Origin of the sequence: Gardnerella sp. DNF01189 (genome assembly GCF_049244195.1) — a bacterium.
Classification (GTDB): Bacteria; Actinomycetota; Actinomycetes; order Actinomycetales; family Bifidobacteriaceae; genus Bifidobacterium; species Bifidobacterium swidsinskii.
The window spans coordinates 1,114,406-1,131,173 of sequence record NZ_CP058385.1 but is presented as its reverse complement, the minus strand read 5'-3'; the positions used below and the strand labels follow the sequence as shown (position 1 = coordinate 1,131,173).

The window sequence follows — 16,768 nt, the reverse complement described above, 5'->3', positions numbered from 1 at the left end:
TATGTTTTAAAAGTAGCTATGCAAATGTTGCGTAGCTACTTTTTATTTTGGTGCTGCTACTGCTCGAATAAGTATATGGTTTTTATTGCTATCAGTTGTTGCAATAATTCTTGTATTTCCGCCATCTTGTAGGTTTAATTTTTTGCGTAATGCTTCTACAGGTATTGGAAAGTTACGAGTAACAATATTTGCATGAGTGATATCATCAAAAGTTTGTTTTATTTCGCGTTTATTCATGCTGCATATATTTTCAATTTTCCATATTTTTCCTGGAAATTCTGAGTAGTATTCTTCCGATACGTAAACATGACTATTCGCACTGATTTGTTGTATATTGTATTGAGTTTCTAACAATGAAAAACAGCCAGCTTTCATGATTGCTGCATTTGGCTCATAAACGTATTGCGACCATTCTTGCCAGTTATTTATATCTAAATTTTCATATTTTTTATTATTTTCTTCTTTATTATTTAAAACATTTGATTCAGGCTGTATTGATACCTGATTTGTTGAAGTATTGTAAGTTGCTTGTACAACAGTTATCTGATCATCGTTTGCGCAATATACTGGTACTTTTGTGTGCTGAGAGTTGCTGAGTATTATCAATAGTTCCTTGCACTCGTTACTATGTGCGACTATATGTACGGCTTCTACATTGCCACTAAAATCGCTAACTGTTTTGTGCCAATCAAGCATTGGAGAAAGTTTAATAATCACTATTTCTGCTTTAGTGAGCAATTGATTTTTAAGATCTAATACGTTTGGAGTGCAATCTTCAATAGCGTATGTGCGAGATCCTTGTTTGTTACGACGAGCTGGATCGACGTATATTATCGTTGACTTAGGAATATTTTTGAGTGCATCAAGGCTATTGTTGTTGTAGCACTTTACGTTTGTAATACCAAGTGCATTCATATTGTGATGTGCAATGCTAGAAAGTTCGTTTTGCTGTTCAATGCAAATAGCAGAATCGAAAACTTCAGACATTATTGTGCAATCAACGCCAAAGCCGCCAGTAAGATCCACAAGTGTGCTACTAAAATTTTCTGAATTTAATTTGCTGAGTAATTCTTTTGCAACATTTGCTTTGTATTGTGCTGTTGATTGAGAAGAACACTGTTCCATAGAAATATGCGCAGGGTATATAACTTCGTTGCAGGAAGCCCATTTCGGTAGTTTTTGTTGCGCAATCTGTCTACCTGCTATTTGGTTAATTGCAAAAGGTATGTCGATATTTGCGTTGCGTGGTGCTTTAAGAGCAGCTTTGCTTGGTGACAATTGTGCGTTTTCTTTAATAAAAGTGAGTGTAGAAGCGTTTGCTGGTTCGATTGTTTTTGGAACTTGAAGTGTAGGCATGAATCTCATTCCTTGTTGAGGTGTAGAAAATTTTAGAGCAAGTAAAAGTTAAAATTATGTAGTCGATAGTTTAGTCCACAAAAAACTTAAATTGTGGATAACTCTTATACACTTGTGCACAGGTTCAAAAAAGGCAAGTTATCAACGTTTGTGATTAACTATGTGGATAACTTATATAGTTGTCACCAATTTAGGCACAACTTATACACAATCCTGTGCACATTGGTGGAAAACTACACACGTGTAATTTAACAAATTATGCCTTCAAACAAAACATTGCACAAGCAGTGAGAATAGCAAATAGTGATACAAAATATACTAAGAAACGCGTATTAAACGAAGCTTTTTTAAGTAGCGGATTTTGTACGCCGAGCAATGCTGCAATTGCGGTACCAGAAACTAAGCCTCCAACGTGTGCTTGCCAAGCGATATTAGGCACAATAACTGGCATAGCGAGAGTAATAGCAATCCAAATAATTGTTCCTCGCATGTTTTCTCCTAGTCGCCATTGCGCTACGAGAAGTGCGCCTATAAGCCCCATAATAGCTCCCGAAGCACCGTATGAAGCGACGAACCAATTATTAGTGAGTTTGCACCATACAATATCAGCTACGCTTCCGCCAAAGCCGGATATTAAATATAATCCAAAAAACTTCCATTTACCGAAGAATCGTTCTAATTCAACTCCGAGCGACCAAAGACATAGCATATTGAAGAAAATATGGGTTAAATTTGGTGCGTGAACAAACATTGATGTGAACCAAGTCCAAGGTGTCTGTAACGCAGTGATTGGAAGAAACGCAGTATAGCTTATTAGAGTCGAATAATAATTTGGATAGGCAAAGTTCAGTATCATTTCCAATATCCAAATAAAAATGCATGAATATACTAAAATGGCTGTGGTTGTGTTAAAACGAAATCTTATATTATTTAAAATATTTTTAATATCAAAGTTGTGCATATGCTTATGATATCGGTTTTACTTCACAAATTTAATCAATAACATTATTTAAAAAAGATGCAACTCTGAAGAAAAGCAACTATGATAGTTATTACGCGACAAAAAGCGGTATAGATTGTTGACTTGGACGAGCAGGTCAGCTTAACCGGAAAGGAGCCATCATGGAGAACAGATCCTCTGGCGGTTGGAAGTTCTTTGCACTGCTCTTCGGAGCACTGCTCGCAGGTATTGCTGCGTTGTATGTGTACAAGCAGCATAATCCTGATTATGACCCTTGGGAGGAACCATGGGAGAACAGTTCTTCGCCAATTGACCTAGGGTTAGAAAAAGAAGAGAAAGAAGCTAACGATACTCCTGCCGCCGAGGCATAAGTGACATTTGCTTTATACAGTCCAAAATGAAGGCGATTGCGTATATTCGTAGTCGCCTTCATTTGTAATTACTAAAGAATTGTTGTAAACAAAAGCGTTTGTCTTACATGCAATTTAACTAAAATTTACACAAATAAAAGGCGGAAACTGATTAACAGTCTCCGCCTTTTATTTTCTATGTATTGCTATTGGAGAATACTCAATTACTCAGCAACAGGTGTTGGAAGAGCACCAGTGTGCCAAATGCGATCGAGGTAATCTTCGATAGAGCGGTCAGAAGAGAAGTAACCAGAGTTGGCTACGTTCAAGACTGCCATGCGAGCCCACTTCATTGGATCGCGGTAAGTTTCCTCAATCTGAGCCTGAATATCCATGTAAGAGCTGAAGTCAGCCATTGCCATGAAGTAATCATGGGTGAGCCAATCGTTAACGAGTGGCTCGTACACGCTCTTGTCGCCATTGGAGAAGGTGCCGTCAGCAACCATGTCAACAGCGGTCTTCAAGCGAGGATCAGACTCGTAGTACTTACGGGAGCCGCCGTGATCGTATCCTTCAGCGTAGAGCTTATCAACTTCGTCAACGGTCATGCCGAAGAGGAAGAAGTTCTCTGCGCCAACGCGCTCGCGAATCTCAACGTTTGCACCATCGAGAGTACCAACAGTCAAAGCACCGTTCAAAGCAAACTTCATGTTACCGGTACCAGAAGCTTCCTTACCAGCCTGAGAAATCTGCTCATCCAAATCGGTGGCAGGAATCAAGTTCATAGCCAACTCGATGTTGTAGTTTGGTGGGAAGAACACTGCAAGCTTGCCCTTGCATGCTGGGTCGTTATTCACCACGCGAGCAACATTGTTAATGAGCTGAATGGTGAGCTTTGCCATAGCATAGCCTGGAGCAGACTTAGCGCCGAAGAACACGGTGCGTGGAAGCATCTTGTCTACGTCGATTGTGCCATTCTTGATTCCAGCGTATGTGGAGATAACCTGGAGGATCTTCATGGACTGGCGCTTGTACTCGTGCAAACGCTTAACAATGGTGTTGAACATTGTGTCTGGGTTGATCTCAAAGCCATACTTCTGCTTTGCAAAATCAACGAAGGCAAGCTTGTTCTGCTTCTTAACTTCAGCAAACTTCTTAACGAACGCCTTGTCGTCAGCCAATGGCTTCAAGCCTTCAAGAAGCTCCAAATTACCCTGCCATGCGTCTGTGCCCAAGCCCTCAGTAATAAGAGCAGACATGCGTGGGTTGCTCAAGCGCACGAAACGACGAGGAGTTACGCCGTTAGTAACGTTCTTGAACTTATCTGGGTAAACGCTGGAGAAGTCCTTCAAAGTGACATCCTTCAACAACTCAGAGTGAAGTTCAGCAACACCGTTAACGTAAGAACCGCCGTAGGTAGCCAAGTAAGCCATGCGAACTACAGCACCTTCGCCATTTTCGTCAGCGTCGGTAGCGATGCGCATGCGCTCAACCTGATCCTCAGCAACGCCCTTACCGCGAAGCTCGTTGCGGAACTGCTCGCTAATGCCCTGAATGATTTCAAGGTGGCGTGGCAACAGTTCGCCAATAAGCTTGGCTGGCCAAACTTCCAAAGCTTCTGGAAGCAAGGTGTGGCAAGTGTAGTTGAAGGTCTTGGTGGTGATACCCCAAGCGGTGTTCCAATCGTAGTCGTACTCGTCCATAAGAACGCGCATAAGCTCTGGAATGCCGATAACTGGGTGAGTGTCGTTCAACTGGAAGTTAATCTTGCTTGGGAAGGTAGTGAGATCCGGCTTATCCTGACCTGGGTAGAATACGCGGATTGCATCATGGATAGAAGCAGCTACGAAGAAGTACTGCTGCTCAAGACGCAAAGCCTTACCTTCTGGAGTGGAATCTTCTGGGTAAAGAATCTTAGAAATGTTTTCTGCTGCAACCTGTGGCTTTACAGCATCCAAGTACTCGGACTTGTTGAAGGTGAGCAAATCAAACTCATCGTAAGACTTAGCGGTCCACAAACGAAGAGTATTTACGCGACCAGAATTATAACCTGGAACCATGTAGTCAACTGGTACTGCGCGAACAGACCAAGCTGGCTTCCAAACGCGCTTGCCGTTTTCCTCTACAACTTCACCACCGAAGTTGACGCGCTGGTCACGACCATAATCAATGTGACCCCATGGCTCTTCGTTGCTAAGCCAGTAATCAGGGGTTTCAACCTGCTTACCTTCTTCATCAAAGCGCTGCTTGAAGATGCCGTAACGATACTGGATGCCGTAGCCAAATGCTGGAACGCCAATAGAGGCGAGTGAATCGATGAAGCAGGCTGCGAGACGACCCAAACCGCCATTACCTAAACCTGGCTCATACTCAGCATTGATAACTGCCTTTGGATCGAAGCCAAGCTTAGTAACAGCCTTATTGAATTGGTCAGTAAGACCAGCGTTCAACAAAGCGTTCTCAAGCTGCTTACCCATCAAGAACTCTGCGCTCAAATAGCCCACAGCCTTGGTGTTGCCATTAACCATGTCATGCTGAGTCTGCATCCAAGAGTCCATCAAGTGACGACGAACTGCGGTAGCAGCGGCAACATACACATCTGCCGTAGTGGCCTGCTCTGGCGTTACACCCTGGGTGTACTTGAGGTGCTCTTGAAGTTCTTTGGCAAATGCCGTCGCAGTAGTTTTGGCTTTCGGCGCGACGTGTTTAGTCATATTTGACTCCTTGTGCCGTTTGATATATTTCCTAAAAGTGTGCAGCCTAAAACTTTGTGTTTAGACAATTAAACCATCACCATTTTGCAGATAACCTTTGCAGATAACTACAAGAGGCATGTGAATGCACACAATAACCCCAAGAGTACCACAACCTAATCCCTTTAAATATTTGTATATAACGTCTTAATACAAATATATTGCTGAAAGTAGGTTGTTTAGAAGATAATAAAAATATGTCAGTAATACTTGAACGAGATATAAAACAAGGACAATGTGCTTGGCAATTCTGGCGTGAATCTGCTATTAAAGCACTTGGCAATGGCATAGAAGCCATGCAAATAAATAGTAATATTTTAAATATCTCTTTAAACGACGAAGCTTTAGCGGTTAGATATTCGCTATATCTTCTTGAGGATAAAGTGCCTGGGTGCGCAGTAGAAGTAAGAGTTGCGCCTTTTGGTGCAGTAAAAATTTTGGAAGGACCAGCTTCGGATCCGCATAATCTCACACCGCCAGATGTTATTGAACTTGAGCCTAAAGTATGGCTTAGATTAGCGAGTGGTGTTACTAAATGGCATCAGGAACAGGACTTTGGCAACATAAGTGCAATTGGCGAGCGTGATGATTTAAGCGATATTTTGCCGCTGTAAGTTGGCTTTATTGTAGCTTAATTGCGTATTTACAGCGTGTATTTACAAATATCCTGGGCAAACAGTATTTCGAATGCCCAGGATACGTAAATAAAATAATTTTAATAAATTTAATTTTTAATTGTCGTGTTTGTGTATGAAGTTTGGAATTGGCATAGGGATATGATGATGCGCTGGCGTGTGCGCTCCTGAGTTTGTAGAAGAGTTTTCGCTGCTAACGGCTTTTGCAGCTGCTTCCGCAGCCCACTTGGCATACTCGTCTAAATCATCTTCGTTTGAAGCATCAACGGCATCATTTTCTTGATCTGTGTCATTCTCTTCTGGAAGATATGTATCTTCCTCATAGCTTTCGCTCGACGCAAATGGATCGAAGGATCCTTGTCCGGGTTCGCTGGAATTAAGTTCCTTAGCAAGCTCGTCATAATCCGTATCGGTCGTCAGGTATTTGAGCTTACGGGCAATTTTCTGTTGCTTTGCCTTCTGTCGTCCGCGGCCCATCTGACCCCCTCTAAAAATTAAGTAACAATCAGTTCATCACACAAGAGCGTACCACTTAACCGCAACCGAGTATATTGTCTGTGTAAACTTTTACCATAAAAGCCATATTTTCAGCGTAAAAATACGCACAATTAAGGAGCCTAAAATGCCGGAAGAAGCACAGGTTACAGCTGCTGGTAATGAGATGAGCGCAAGCTTCCTTGCAGCGCGTAAACGTTCAGATGCAACGCTTGAAAAGTTACAAGCTAGCCCTTCGTCTTTTACTATGCTTACTGGAGATCGCCCAACTGGTCGTTTGCATTTAGGACATTATTTTGGATCTATTCGTGAGCGTGTTGCAATGCAGCAGCGCGGAGTAAAAACCAATATTATTATTGCAGATTATCAAGTAATTACTGATCGTGACACCACTGAGCATATTGAAGATAATGTTTTGAATTTAGTGCTGGATTATATGGCTGCCGGAATTGATCCTGAAAAAACAATGATATTTACTCATTCCGCAGTTCCTGCAGCAAATCAGCTTATGTTGCCTTTCCTTTCGCTTGTTACAGAAGCAGAATTACACAGGAATCCTACTGTAAAGTCGGAAATGGAATCATCTGGACATGCTTTAACCGGATTGCTCCTTACGTACCCAGTGCACCAGGCTTGCGATATTTTGTTCTGTAAAGCTAATGTTGTGCCGATTGGTAAAGATAATTTGCCGCATGTTGAAATCACTCGTACGATCGCGCGTCGTTTTAATGAGCGATATGCAAAAAAGAATCCAGTGTTCCCAGAGCCGGCAGCAATTTTGTCTGATGCTCCTGAAATTCCAGGATTGGACGGACGAAAGATGAGTAAATCTTACGGTAACTCGATTATGCTCGGGGCTACTGCCGAAGAAACTGCCAAATTAATTAAGAAGAGTCCAACTGATTCTGAGAGGATGATTACTTTTGATCCAGTAACTCGTCCGCAAGTTTCTGCGCTTCTTACTACCGCAGGTTTAGTTACAGGTAGAGATCCTAAAGATATTGCTGCAGAAATTGGTAACGCTGGTGCTGGCGCATTGAAAGCTTACGTAATTGAAAATGTAAATAATTTCTTGGCACCTCACCGTGAGCGTCGTGCAGAACTTGCAAAAGATATGGATACTGTTCGAGACATTTTGCATGATGGCAATAAGCGTGCAAATGCTATTGCAGAAGAAACGCTTTCCCAAGTGCGAGATGCTATGGGAATGAAGTATTAATTAAATTTCAATAAGTAAATTAATAAAAAATAAAGCCGCTCGCAAGAAAACTTGTAAGCGGCTTTTTGTTAAAAATTAACGAACTGAAACTTAGAACATCACACGTCGTAACGCCAGCTTTTATCTGTAATAACGCGTGCTACAGCAAGACCAATAGGTAAGCAAATAATTACCATGAAAGCGCGGAAAGTCCAGTCTAACGCTGGAAGCGTGTGAAATTGACCAAGATAAAACATTGCGCGATACATATAAAGTCCAGGAACCATAATTACGATAGATGGAACCGTAAGACCTATTCGTGGATAACCCAAATATTGAGGCGCTAATCCGTGACGAACGATAGTTCTCCAAGTAGAAGCTAGCAAACCTGCCAATAAAGCACCGCTGAAAGCTGCAATTTCGGCAGCAACTCCAAAATCTGTCATAGTTAAACGCAATGTGTCAGTAATAGCGCCAATAACGCCAGCAACTAAGCACATTCGTTGTGGAGAATTAAACAGAACTGAGAAGCCCCATACTCCGGCAAAAGCTGTAATAAATCGAAGAACTGCGTTAAGCCAAGGATTTAATCCGAGAGGAGGGAAGCCTTGAGGATTGAGATGTACAAGGCTTGCAACTGTCCATCCCGCAAGAGTTCCCATCAAAATAATAGCCATTGTGTAACAAAGTCGTTGAATTCCTGAAGGGAAATCAATTTTTGCAATATCTAAACCGCCTGTAATAAGAGGGAATCCAGGAATAACAAACAACACTGAGCCAATATATGCAGTTGTGTGATTGAGCGCGCTAGGGTCAAAGAAGCCAATAAGACGCAAAGCCCCAATGCATGATAGTGCACCTATTGCAACAGCTACGAATGTAACTACAAACTGGTTTAGATGCTTCATAAACATTCTGCGACGAATATAGTGACCGATTCCTGCTCCAATAAAAGCACCAATCATGTCGTAAATGCCACCGCCAAGCAAGAACGCAAAGGATGCGCAAGCAACTGCCGAAGCAAGACCAGCAAACCACGGTTTGTATAGCGGTTTCCTATTTTTAATCAAATCAAGACGGTCGTGTACTTCCCTAACTGTAAGAGGATGATCATTTTTAGATTCGTCATTACTATTAGATGCGTTTACGTGCGAAAAATGTTCAGCGTAAGCACTTTCTGGCTGCAATGCAAAAATGCCGCGTGGTTTTTCTTTTTTTATAGCTTCTTGCAACGCTTTCTTTTTTGCAATTTTAGTAGCATTTTCTTCAGACTGCTTAGCTGTTTGTACAATGGTATGTTCGTCGTCGCTCGCTTGCAATGTGTCAACTAATTCCTTAGAAACAGCAGCTTTAGAGTGATATAAAGAATCGTTTCCAAGCTTGACGTTAAACCAATCTGCAAAATGTTCTAGAAGCCAAATGCGCTCAGTGTTAACACCTGTGGTTGGAAGATCTACAACTTCAGTAATTCGCTCATGCTTATCAGTACAAGTTGCCTCAATATCTGTGAGATTCACGTCTGCGCGCACATGTACACCCATTGGTTCGCCGATTCTGTGCATAAGCTCGCGAACTCGGTAGCTTCCTGTGCCTGCTCCTAAACCGAGCGCACCGACGCGAATAATAATACTCGATTTCGCAGCAATTCCTGCTTGCGTAACTGGCTTATCCCAATCTCGCTCAACATCGTCCATATCGAGTGGAATAGCATGAGTATGAAAACGCCCAGAAGGTTTTCCGACTATATGACCAGTCGAAAGAATTTCAGGCTTATCGCAATCGCAGTTGTTGATGCTGTTGTCGTATTCATTATTCTCAATATTATTCTCTGCTGTACTCACAATTTTTTAGTATACGCAACCCCGTTGCCGAGTTATATTTTGTTGCTAAATCAGCATTCTTTACTACGTCCGGTGGTAGTTTCACAATTAACTTGGTATCTCGCTGGAAACAAGGCTGTGGGCTTGCAACTTCTGACCTACATAACCGCGGAGGAGCTGCGGAAGTCAGACGACCAAGCAACCTTAGTCTGGCGTAAGGAGGTCTGATGGCAACAGAAAATCAGCAGGTTACTCCGGCAGACGCAACTATTGTTACGTCTGGTTTAGGGCGAAAAGGCCCAGAGGAACGTGACCTTCCAGCATCACTTAAGCAAGACATGGATTTGTGCTTGCATATTCTTCGCGATGTTCTTGGCGAATTCGATGAAAAATTATTAGCAGTATTCGACGATGTGCGTTTGAATGCTGTAGAAGCTAGTGCGGCTCATTTTGCGCAAATGGTAGACGCAAAAGTAACTGCAGATGATGGCTTAAGTAAAGCTGTTAGCAAGCTCAACGGAATGAATTTGCACGATACGCAGCTTTTAGCTCGTGCTTTCGCAACATATTTCCACTTGGCAAATTTGTGCGAGGAAAATTATCGTGTTTCTGTACTTCATCAGCGTGAATGTGAAGTTGAAGATTCATTGCCTGTTGATCCAGTTAACGAACTAACTTGTGCTTATCACAAGTTGCTCACTGAAATGAGCCCTGCTGAAGCGAAAGAATTGCTTGCAAAGCTTGAGTTTCATCCTGTATTTACCGCGCACCCAACTGAAGCTCGTCGTAAAGCCGTTGCAGGTAAGATTCGCAGAATTTCGCAATTACTAAGCGAACATCATCGTTTAGGCGGATCTGATAAGCGCGAAAATTATCGACGTCTCTATAACGAAATTGATGCGCTTCTTCGCACTTCTCCGATTGCTTTGAAGAAGCCAACTCCAGTTGAAGAATCTGACACCATTCTCGACATTTTTGACGCCACTTTGTTTGACACGATTCCAGTCGTGTATCGTCGATTTGACGATTGGCTGCTTGGTAAGAAGGCTGGATTAGTTCCTCCGCGTTGCCCTGCATTCTTCCATCCAGGAAGCTGGATTGGTTCAGATCGAGATGGCAATCCTAATGTGACAGCTAAAGTGAGCCGTCAAGTCGCTCGAAAGTTTAGCGATCACGTGCTAGCAGCTTTGGAGAATCGCACGCGCGAAGTTGGCAAGTGCTTAACTATGGAAACTCGCACAACTCCTCCAAGCGTGGAGTTGCTTGAGTTGTGGAATCGTCAGCGCGAAATGAGCGAACAGCTTACAGAAAACGCTTCAGACGTTTCTAATAGTGAGCCACATCGTGCAGTAATGTTGGTAATGGCTGACCGTTTGCATCGCACTATTAGCCGCGATACGGATTTGATGTATCATTCTTGCGAAGATTTCATTGAGGATTTGCAAATTGTGCAACGCTCTTTGGCAGAAGGCGGAGATCCTCGTGCTGCATATGGTCCTTTGCAGGATTTGATTTGGCAAGCGCAAACCTTTGGATTCCACATGGTTGAAATGGAATTCCGTCAGCATTCTCTCGTGCATTCTCGCGCTTTGGAAGATATTCGCGAACATGGATTGCATGGCGAACGCGGTCCGCTTCAGCCAATGACTCGTGAAGTACTCGATACGTTCCGCGCTTTGGGAGCAATTCAAAAGCGCAACGGTATGCGCGCTGCTCGACGTTATATTATTTCCTTCGCAAAGTCTGCTCAGCATGTACGTGACGTATTTGAGCTAAATCGTCTTGCTTTCGCTCACCCACAGGATGCGCCAACAATCGACGTCATTCCGCTGTTTGAGCAGTTGGAAGATTTGCAAAACTCTGTAAATGTGCTTGAGGAGATCATTAAAATTCCTGAAGTGCAAGCTCGTCTTAAGGCTACTGGCCGCAAGATGGAAGTTATGCTTGGCTACTCGGATTCTTCCAAGGATGCTGGTCCTACTTCCGCAACGCTTGCTTTGCATTCTGCTCAGGAGCGCATTGCTAAGTGGGCTAAGAAGCACGATATTGATTTGACACTGTTCCACGGCCGCGGCGGTGCTGTTGGTCGCGGTGGCGGTCCTGCAAACCGTGCAGTGCTTGCTCAGCCAGTTGGTTCCGTCAACTGCCGCTTCAAGCTTACTGAGCAGGGCGAGGTTATTTTCGCACGATATGGCAATCCAATTCTTGCTATTCGTCACGTTGAATCCGTTGCTTCTGCAACTTTGCTTCAGTCTTCGCCAAGTGTTGAGAAAACTAACACTGATATGACGAAGAAGTATGCGGATATGGCTGCAAAACTTGATGTTGCAGCTCATGAGCGTTTCCTTGATTTGCTGCAAACGGATGACTTTACTCCATGGTTCTCTACGGTTACGCCGCTTAGTGAGATTGGTTTGCTTCCAATCGGTTCTCGCCCAGCTAAGCGCGGTTTGGGTGCGAAGTCGTTGGATGATTTGCGCACAATCCCGTGGGTGTTCTCCTGGGCTCAGGCTCGCATTAACTTAGCAGCATGGTACGGATTGGGTACTGCTTGCGAAAAGTTTGGCGATTTGGAAACTTTGCGTCGCGCTTACGAAGAGTGGCCGCTGTTTAGTACTTTTATTGACAATATTGAGATGTCTTTGGCTAAAACGGATGAGCGTATTGCTCGCATGTACTTAAGCCTTGGAGATCGCGAAGATTTGAGTGATAAAGTACTTTCAGAAATGCAGCTTACTCGCAAGTGGGTTTTGCAAATTGTTGACGACAAGTGGCCTTTGCAACATCGTCACGTGCTCGGTCAGGCAATTCGCGTGCGCTCGCCTTATGTTGACGCGCTATCTGTAATCCAGTCGCTTGCATTGCACAAGCTTCGCAACAAGGTAGACAAAGAAGAGCTTAGCGAAAGCCAGCAGGCAGAGTTCATCTACCTTATTCTTTGCACTGTTTCTGGTGTTGCTGCAGGCTTGCAGAATACTGGATGATTTTATAAGTTTATATGATTAAGAAAAGCCTTCGTACTGCTTTATTAGCTGTGCGTTGGCTTTTCTTTTTATAATCATATTTTATAAATTTTGTTAGCTTTTATAGCATATTTTCTATTTAACACAGTAACGATAGAATATGTTTTATAAGTCGAAGTGTTTTTCAAAATTTGTTGATAGCTTGTATTTGTCACCTTTGCGCAAGCGCATCAATACAAGGAGGTAATAATGCACGAGACAGTCAAAGAAGATCTTTTAAAAGAAGATTCACTTTTGGCTACATCTGTGTGGAGCGCGATGCTAGCTGGTAATCGTAAGTTTGCAGAAGGCTCATTAAATTGCCATGGACTTAGTGAAGAAACGAGATTATCTCTTATTGAAGGTCAGCATCCTGGAGCTGTTGTTCTTTCCTGTGCTGACTCGCGCGTGGCTCCAGAATTTGTGTTTGGTGCCGGTTTAGGTGATATTTTTTCTGTTCGCACTGCAGGCGAAGTGCTTGATGATGCTGTAATTGCATCTTTAGAATACGCTGTAAGCGATTTGGGAGTAAAAGTGCTTGTTGTTCTTGGACACGAGCATTGCGGTGCTGTACAAGCCGTTTTGCCGAATGTGCAAAAGCTGGTTTCTAAATACGGCGAAGATGAAGCAAACGAAATAATTGAGTCTAGCGAGTCAATATTGCTTCGTTCTTTAGGACCGGCTGCGCTCGCGGGTATTGAAGAAGACTTGAGCACGGACGATATTGAGCGCATTCACGTGTCTAATATGTTGACTGAAATTTGCGACAAATCTCAAATTATTCGTGAAGCCGCTTTTAACGATAACCTTATGCTAGTTGGCGCTAGGTATAGAATGAGTGATGGTTTAGTAGAGGTTCTTTCATGCTAAGTAGCATGTAGTCGCATTTTTAACAGAATTATTAATACGTTGTTAGGTTACAGATATGAATCAATCATCTAAAGATACGCTTGATGCAAATTCTGCAAATTCCACTAATTCTGCGAACTATCTTTTCTTGCTTGTCGGAGCTCCTTTAGTAGCTTTTATTATTGCAGCTGCTCCTGCTTTACAAGGGCAACATCCTTGGTTTCTCATTGATACAACAATTCGAGGTGTTTCCGGCTTGTTGCTACAAGCTATACCTTTTACGCTCATAGGTGTGCTTGTTTCTGCTGCAGTAGAAACTTGGGTAACTGCTGATTTTATTGAGAAACATGTTCCAAAATCTACAGCAAATGGTTTCTTGGCTGCCATATTAGCCGGCGTCTGTATGCCGGTTTGTGATTGTGTAGTCGTTCCAACGTTTTCTCGTTTAGTTGCAAGAAAACTACCATTGCCGTGCGCCATAACTTTTCTATGTGTAGTTCCTGTTGTAAATCCAGTATCTGTATTGGCAACATTTTATGCGTTTTCTGACGCTCCAGCTGTTGCTATTATGCGTATTGCGCTAGGTGTTGGTATTGCATTACTGGTTGGATTAACTTTTGTTATATTTCCTTCGAAAATCAATATTTTGCGTAAGAAAATTTTAGTAGAAAACGAATCTTCTTTACATTGTTCTTGCGAATTGAATAACGAAAGTAATCTCACAAAAAATAATATTGAAAAGCATAGTATTTCTGCGCAAATTCGCAAATATGTGCAGCATATACATCAGGATTTAATAAAATTAATTCCAATTATTGTATGTGGAACTATAGTTGCTTCTGTAATTCGCGCATGGCTCGGAGCTGATCCTGCTTCTCGCGTGCAAGTGAGTAATGTTTTCATTGCTATTCCTGTAATGATGGCTATTGCGTACGCAAGCTCTCTATGCTCCAGCTCAGATGCTGTAATTGCAAGAAGTTTAGCAACATCATTGCCTATGTCGTCGGTGCTAGTATTTCTGCTGTTTGGTCCTATGCTTGATTTAAAGAATACGCTTATGCTCGTTGAGGATTGCCGTGGTAAATTTGTGTGGCGCTTAACATTAACTATTGCTTTTGCGTGCTTCCTAGCGTCATTATTAGCTCACTGGGCTTGGGGGTTCATCGCATGAAAAAGCAAAAATGTGTTGAGCATAATGCTTGTAAAAAAATCACTTTAGCTCAATTGGTAGAAGCTATTTTATTGCTATTTTTTGCAGTCATAATTGCGGAAGTTACTTTAAGCGGTAGATATACGCTTTTTACTACGCCTAGAGCATATTATTATTTGTTAATTACTGCTATTTTGCTATTTATTTTGTCTATATGTGCTGCGATTGGATGGTTTTCTGTTTCTTCGCGCGATGTTTGGCGTATGTTTGTAGCTTTCGTTGTTCCTGCGCTACTTATTATTGTTCCTTTGCGTTACGCTCAAAATATTAGTGTAGATGGATTCGACCAGTATGCTGGCGGTCGTGCTATTGCTATTCGTAGCCAAAATTATCCTTTGCCAGGATTGTATGAAAAATCTCATGAGATAACAGTTGATGATGATGATTTCGGCTCCTGGTATGACGAAATCGATCATAATGCTGCAAAATATGATGGATATGCGATTACTCTTACAGGTTTTGTCAGCAGAGATTCTACGTTGAATGCAAATCAATTTAGGGTATCTCGTCAGCTTATGTCATGCTGTATTCTCGACATGTCTCCGTTTGGATTAGTTGCCGAAAAATCAAATATTGGCGAAATTCAAGATCATGAATGGGTGCGTGTTCGTGCACGCGTTTCTAGAGGCAATATTGGCATTCCTGGATATCAGCATCCTGGAGTTGTGCTGCACGCTATATCAATGCAAACAGCTCAAGCTCCAACTGGATATTTTTATCGCCCATAAATAATTTATCTTCGTTAATGGTGATAATTATTTTAGAATTGTTGATATCGCATAGAAGTAAACTAAGATAACAAGTATGGCGATTGGTTTTAATATTCTACTCATTATGATTTTTTTGCTATTTGGTTCCGTATTTGCGGCAACCGAATTAGCTTTAGTGAGCTTGAGAAGTTCGCAAATTGATCGCATGGAATTGCAGGATGCGCGTGGCGCTAGAGTTGCAAAAATTGCCCGCGACCCTAACACTTTTCTATCTGCTCTACAAATTGGAGTAACTCTTTCTGGCTTTCTTTCTGCATCGTTTGGTGAGTCTGCTTTAGCTCCGTATGTTGTGCCGGTTGTATGTTCATGGGGTGTTTCTTCGCACGTTGCTGGCCCACTTACAACAATCTTTCTAACTCTTGTTATTTCTTACTGTTCTATTGTTATTTCTGAATTAGTTCCAAAACGTATTGCTATGCAGCGTGCTGAGCAGATTGCGCGAGCGGTTGTGCCGGCGGTTGATGTTTTCTCAAAGATTTGCAAGCCTTTAATTTGGCTTATTGGAAAGAATACTAACGGTTTTGTGCGCATTCTTGGCTTTGATCCTAATGAGAAGGAAAGCGAAGTTTCTGACGAAGAATTGCGTGTTCTTGTCAATAGCAATAAACGTTTAAGTCAGGATGAGCGTACTATTTTGGATGATGTGTTTGATGCGTCTGAAACTATTGTTGCTGAAGTAATGCGTCCTCGTGCTGATGTTGAGTTTTTGGATGGTTCATTGAGCCTTGAAGAAGCTGCCGCGAAAATTCGTGAGCTTCCGTATTCTCGCTACCCTGTTATTGGCAAAGATTTTGATGATGTTATAGGTTTTGTGCATGTTCGTGATTTGCTAGATGTGCGTGATCCAAATGCAAAAACTGTTGCAGATGTAACTCGCGAAGGAATTAGTCTTCCTGGAACTTCCAAACTATTGCCGAGCCTGGAACTTCTTCGTAAACGTGGTATTCATTTGGCTGTTGTCATCGATGAATATGGTGGAACTGACGGTATTGTTACGCTTGAGGACATGACAGAAGAGCTAGTTGGAGATATTCGCGATGAATATGATTTGCCTGGTGAAACTGAGCAAAATAATGTGAATAAAACAACTGCTTTTGTAAATGGTGTTGCAAAAATTGATGGCGGTATGACCATTGAAGATTTTGCTGACATTACCGGCATTGAGCTTGAGGACGGTCCGTATGAGACTGTTGCAGGCTACTTTTTAGCGCATACTGGTTCAATGGGAAGTGTTGGAGCTGTTTTGCATGATGCGGATGGTTACGATATGACTGTGACTGCGGTTGATGGTAGGCGTATTGCGACGATTGAAGTGCGTCGCCGCGCGTAGTTTAAGCCATAGCAGTAGAATAATAACGGTATTAACAAA

The 16,768-nt window shown here is 42.3% G+C and carries 13 protein-coding genes; 8 read left to right on the top strand and 5 right to left on the bottom strand.

Going from position 1 to position 16,768, the window contains the following annotated elements; all coding sequences use genetic code 11:
• Window positions 1-42 precede the first annotated feature (42 nt).
• Together HXT41_RS04470 and HXT41_RS04465 are read right to left on the bottom strand one after the other, a co-directional pair.
• Window positions 43-1,356, bottom strand: coding sequence for a THUMP-like domain-containing protein (locus tag HXT41_RS04470; protein WP_103013747.1), 1,314 nt, complete (start codon window positions 1,354-1,356; stop codon window positions 43-45).
• Window positions 1,357-1,612: 256 nt separating this feature from the next.
• Window positions 1,613-2,317, bottom strand: coding sequence for a rhomboid family intramembrane serine protease (locus HXT41_RS04465; protein WP_004109516.1), 705 nt, complete (start codon window positions 2,315-2,317; stop codon window positions 1,613-1,615).
• 161 nt (window positions 2,318-2,478) lie between these two features.
• Between HXT41_RS04465 and HXT41_RS04460 the strand changes: the two genes are divergently transcribed.
• A complete protein-coding gene (locus HXT41_RS04460) occupies window positions 2,479-2,688 on the top strand; it encodes a hypothetical protein (protein WP_004106126.1) in 210 nt (69 codons plus the stop codon).
• A gap of 203 nt (window positions 2,689-2,891) precedes the next feature.
• Here HXT41_RS04460 and HXT41_RS04455 read toward each other — a convergent pair whose 3' ends face one another.
• Window positions 2,892-5,381, bottom strand: a complete 2,490-nt coding sequence (locus tag HXT41_RS04455) for a glycogen/starch/alpha-glucan phosphorylase (protein ID WP_103013746.1) — start codon at window positions 5,379-5,381, stop codon at window positions 2,892-2,894.
• A 236-nt stretch (window positions 5,382-5,617) separates the two neighbouring features.
• Here HXT41_RS04455 and HXT41_RS04450 point away from each other — a divergent pair, with 236 nt between their 5' ends.
• Window positions 5,618-6,034, top strand: a complete 417-nt coding sequence (locus HXT41_RS04450; RefSeq protein ID WP_103013745.1) for a sterol carrier family protein — start codon at window positions 5,618-5,620, stop codon at window positions 6,032-6,034.
• Window positions 6,035-6,151: 117 nt separating this feature from the next.
• Here HXT41_RS04450 and HXT41_RS04445 read toward each other — a convergent pair whose 3' ends face one another.
• Complete coding sequence (locus HXT41_RS04445) at window positions 6,152-6,532, bottom strand: DUF3073 domain-containing protein (protein WP_103013744.1); 381 nt, start codon at window positions 6,530-6,532, stop codon at window positions 6,152-6,154.
• Between the two features lie 145 nt (window positions 6,533-6,677).
• Between HXT41_RS04445 and trpS the strand changes: the two genes are divergently transcribed.
• Entirely contained in the window at window positions 6,678-7,769 is a 1,092-nt protein-coding gene (gene trpS, locus HXT41_RS04440; protein WP_103013743.1) for a tryptophan--tRNA ligase, read from the top strand.
• A gap of 98 nt (window positions 7,770-7,867) precedes the next feature.
• Here trpS and HXT41_RS04435 read toward each other — a convergent pair whose 3' ends face one another.
• The gene (locus tag HXT41_RS04435; protein WP_103013742.1) at window positions 7,868-9,589 is read right to left on the bottom strand and encodes a threonine/serine ThrE exporter family protein; all 1,722 of its coding nucleotides are present in this window, start codon (window positions 9,587-9,589) and stop codon (window positions 7,868-7,870) included.
• A 206-nt stretch (window positions 9,590-9,795) separates the two neighbouring features.
• Here HXT41_RS04435 and HXT41_RS04430 point away from each other — a divergent pair, with 206 nt between their 5' ends.
• The 5 genes from HXT41_RS04430 (at window position 9,796) to HXT41_RS04410 (ending at window position 16,729) form a co-directional block, all read left to right on the top strand.
• The gene (locus HXT41_RS04430; protein ID WP_012913687.1) at window positions 9,796-12,552 is read left to right on the top strand and encodes a phosphoenolpyruvate carboxylase; all 2,757 of its coding nucleotides are present in this window, start codon (window positions 9,796-9,798) and stop codon (window positions 12,550-12,552) included.
• A gap of 228 nt (window positions 12,553-12,780) precedes the next feature.
• A complete protein-coding gene (locus HXT41_RS04425) occupies window positions 12,781-13,440 on the top strand; it encodes a carbonic anhydrase (protein WP_064621678.1) in 660 nt (219 codons plus the stop codon).
• A gap of 55 nt (window positions 13,441-13,495) precedes the next feature.
• Complete coding sequence (locus tag HXT41_RS04420; RefSeq protein ID WP_064621677.1) at window positions 13,496-14,590, top strand: permease; 1,095 nt, start codon at window positions 13,496-13,498, stop codon at window positions 14,588-14,590.
• Window positions 14,587-15,357, top strand: a complete 771-nt coding sequence (locus HXT41_RS04415) for a TIGR03943 family putative permease subunit (RefSeq protein WP_421788582.1) — start codon at window positions 14,587-14,589, stop codon at window positions 15,355-15,357. Before HXT41_RS04420 ends, HXT41_RS04415 begins: the two co-directional genes overlap by 4 nt.
• Window positions 15,358-15,433: 76 nt before the next feature.
• On the top strand, window positions 15,434-16,729 hold the full coding sequence (locus HXT41_RS04410) for a hemolysin family protein (RefSeq protein ID WP_012913683.1): 1,296 nt from the start codon (window positions 15,434-15,436) through the stop codon (window positions 16,727-16,729).
• The last annotated feature ends 39 nt before the right edge of the window (window positions 16,730-16,768 follow it).

Bases quoted from the DNA above. Each gene is read 5' to 3' on its own strand.
- HXT41_RS04470 (WP_103013747.1), bottom strand. From the start codon at position 1,356: ATGCCTACACTTCAAGTTCCAAAAACAATCGAACCAGCAAACGCTTCT.
- HXT41_RS04465 (WP_004109516.1), bottom strand. From the start codon at position 2,317: ATGCACAACTTTGATATTAAAAATATTTTAAATAATATAAGATTTCGT.
- HXT41_RS04460 (WP_004106126.1), top strand. From the start codon at position 2,479: ATGGAGAACAGATCCTCTGGCGGTTGGAAGTTCTTTGCACTGCTCTTC.
- HXT41_RS04455 (WP_103013746.1), bottom strand. From the start codon at position 5,381: ATGACTAAACACGTCGCGCCGAAAGCCAAAACTACTGCGACGGCATTT.
- HXT41_RS04450 (WP_103013745.1), top strand. From the start codon at position 5,618: ATGTCAGTAATACTTGAACGAGATATAAAACAAGGACAATGTGCTTGG.
- HXT41_RS04445 (WP_103013744.1), bottom strand. From the start codon at position 6,532: ATGGGCCGCGGACGACAGAAGGCAAAGCAACAGAAAATTGCCCGTAAG.
- trpS (WP_103013743.1), top strand. From the start codon at position 6,678: ATGCCGGAAGAAGCACAGGTTACAGCTGCTGGTAATGAGATGAGCGCA.
- HXT41_RS04430 (WP_012913687.1), top strand. From the start codon at position 9,796: ATGGCAACAGAAAATCAGCAGGTTACTCCGGCAGACGCAACTATTGTT.
- HXT41_RS04425 (WP_064621678.1), top strand. From the start codon at position 12,781: ATGCACGAGACAGTCAAAGAAGATCTTTTAAAAGAAGATTCACTTTTG.
- HXT41_RS04420 (WP_064621677.1), top strand. From the start codon at position 13,496: ATGAATCAATCATCTAAAGATACGCTTGATGCAAATTCTGCAAATTCC.
- HXT41_RS04415 (WP_421788582.1), top strand. From the start codon at position 14,587: ATGAAAAAGCAAAAATGTGTTGAGCATAATGCTTGTAAAAAAATCACT.
- HXT41_RS04410 (WP_012913683.1), top strand. From the start codon at position 15,434: ATGGCGATTGGTTTTAATATTCTACTCATTATGATTTTTTTGCTATTT.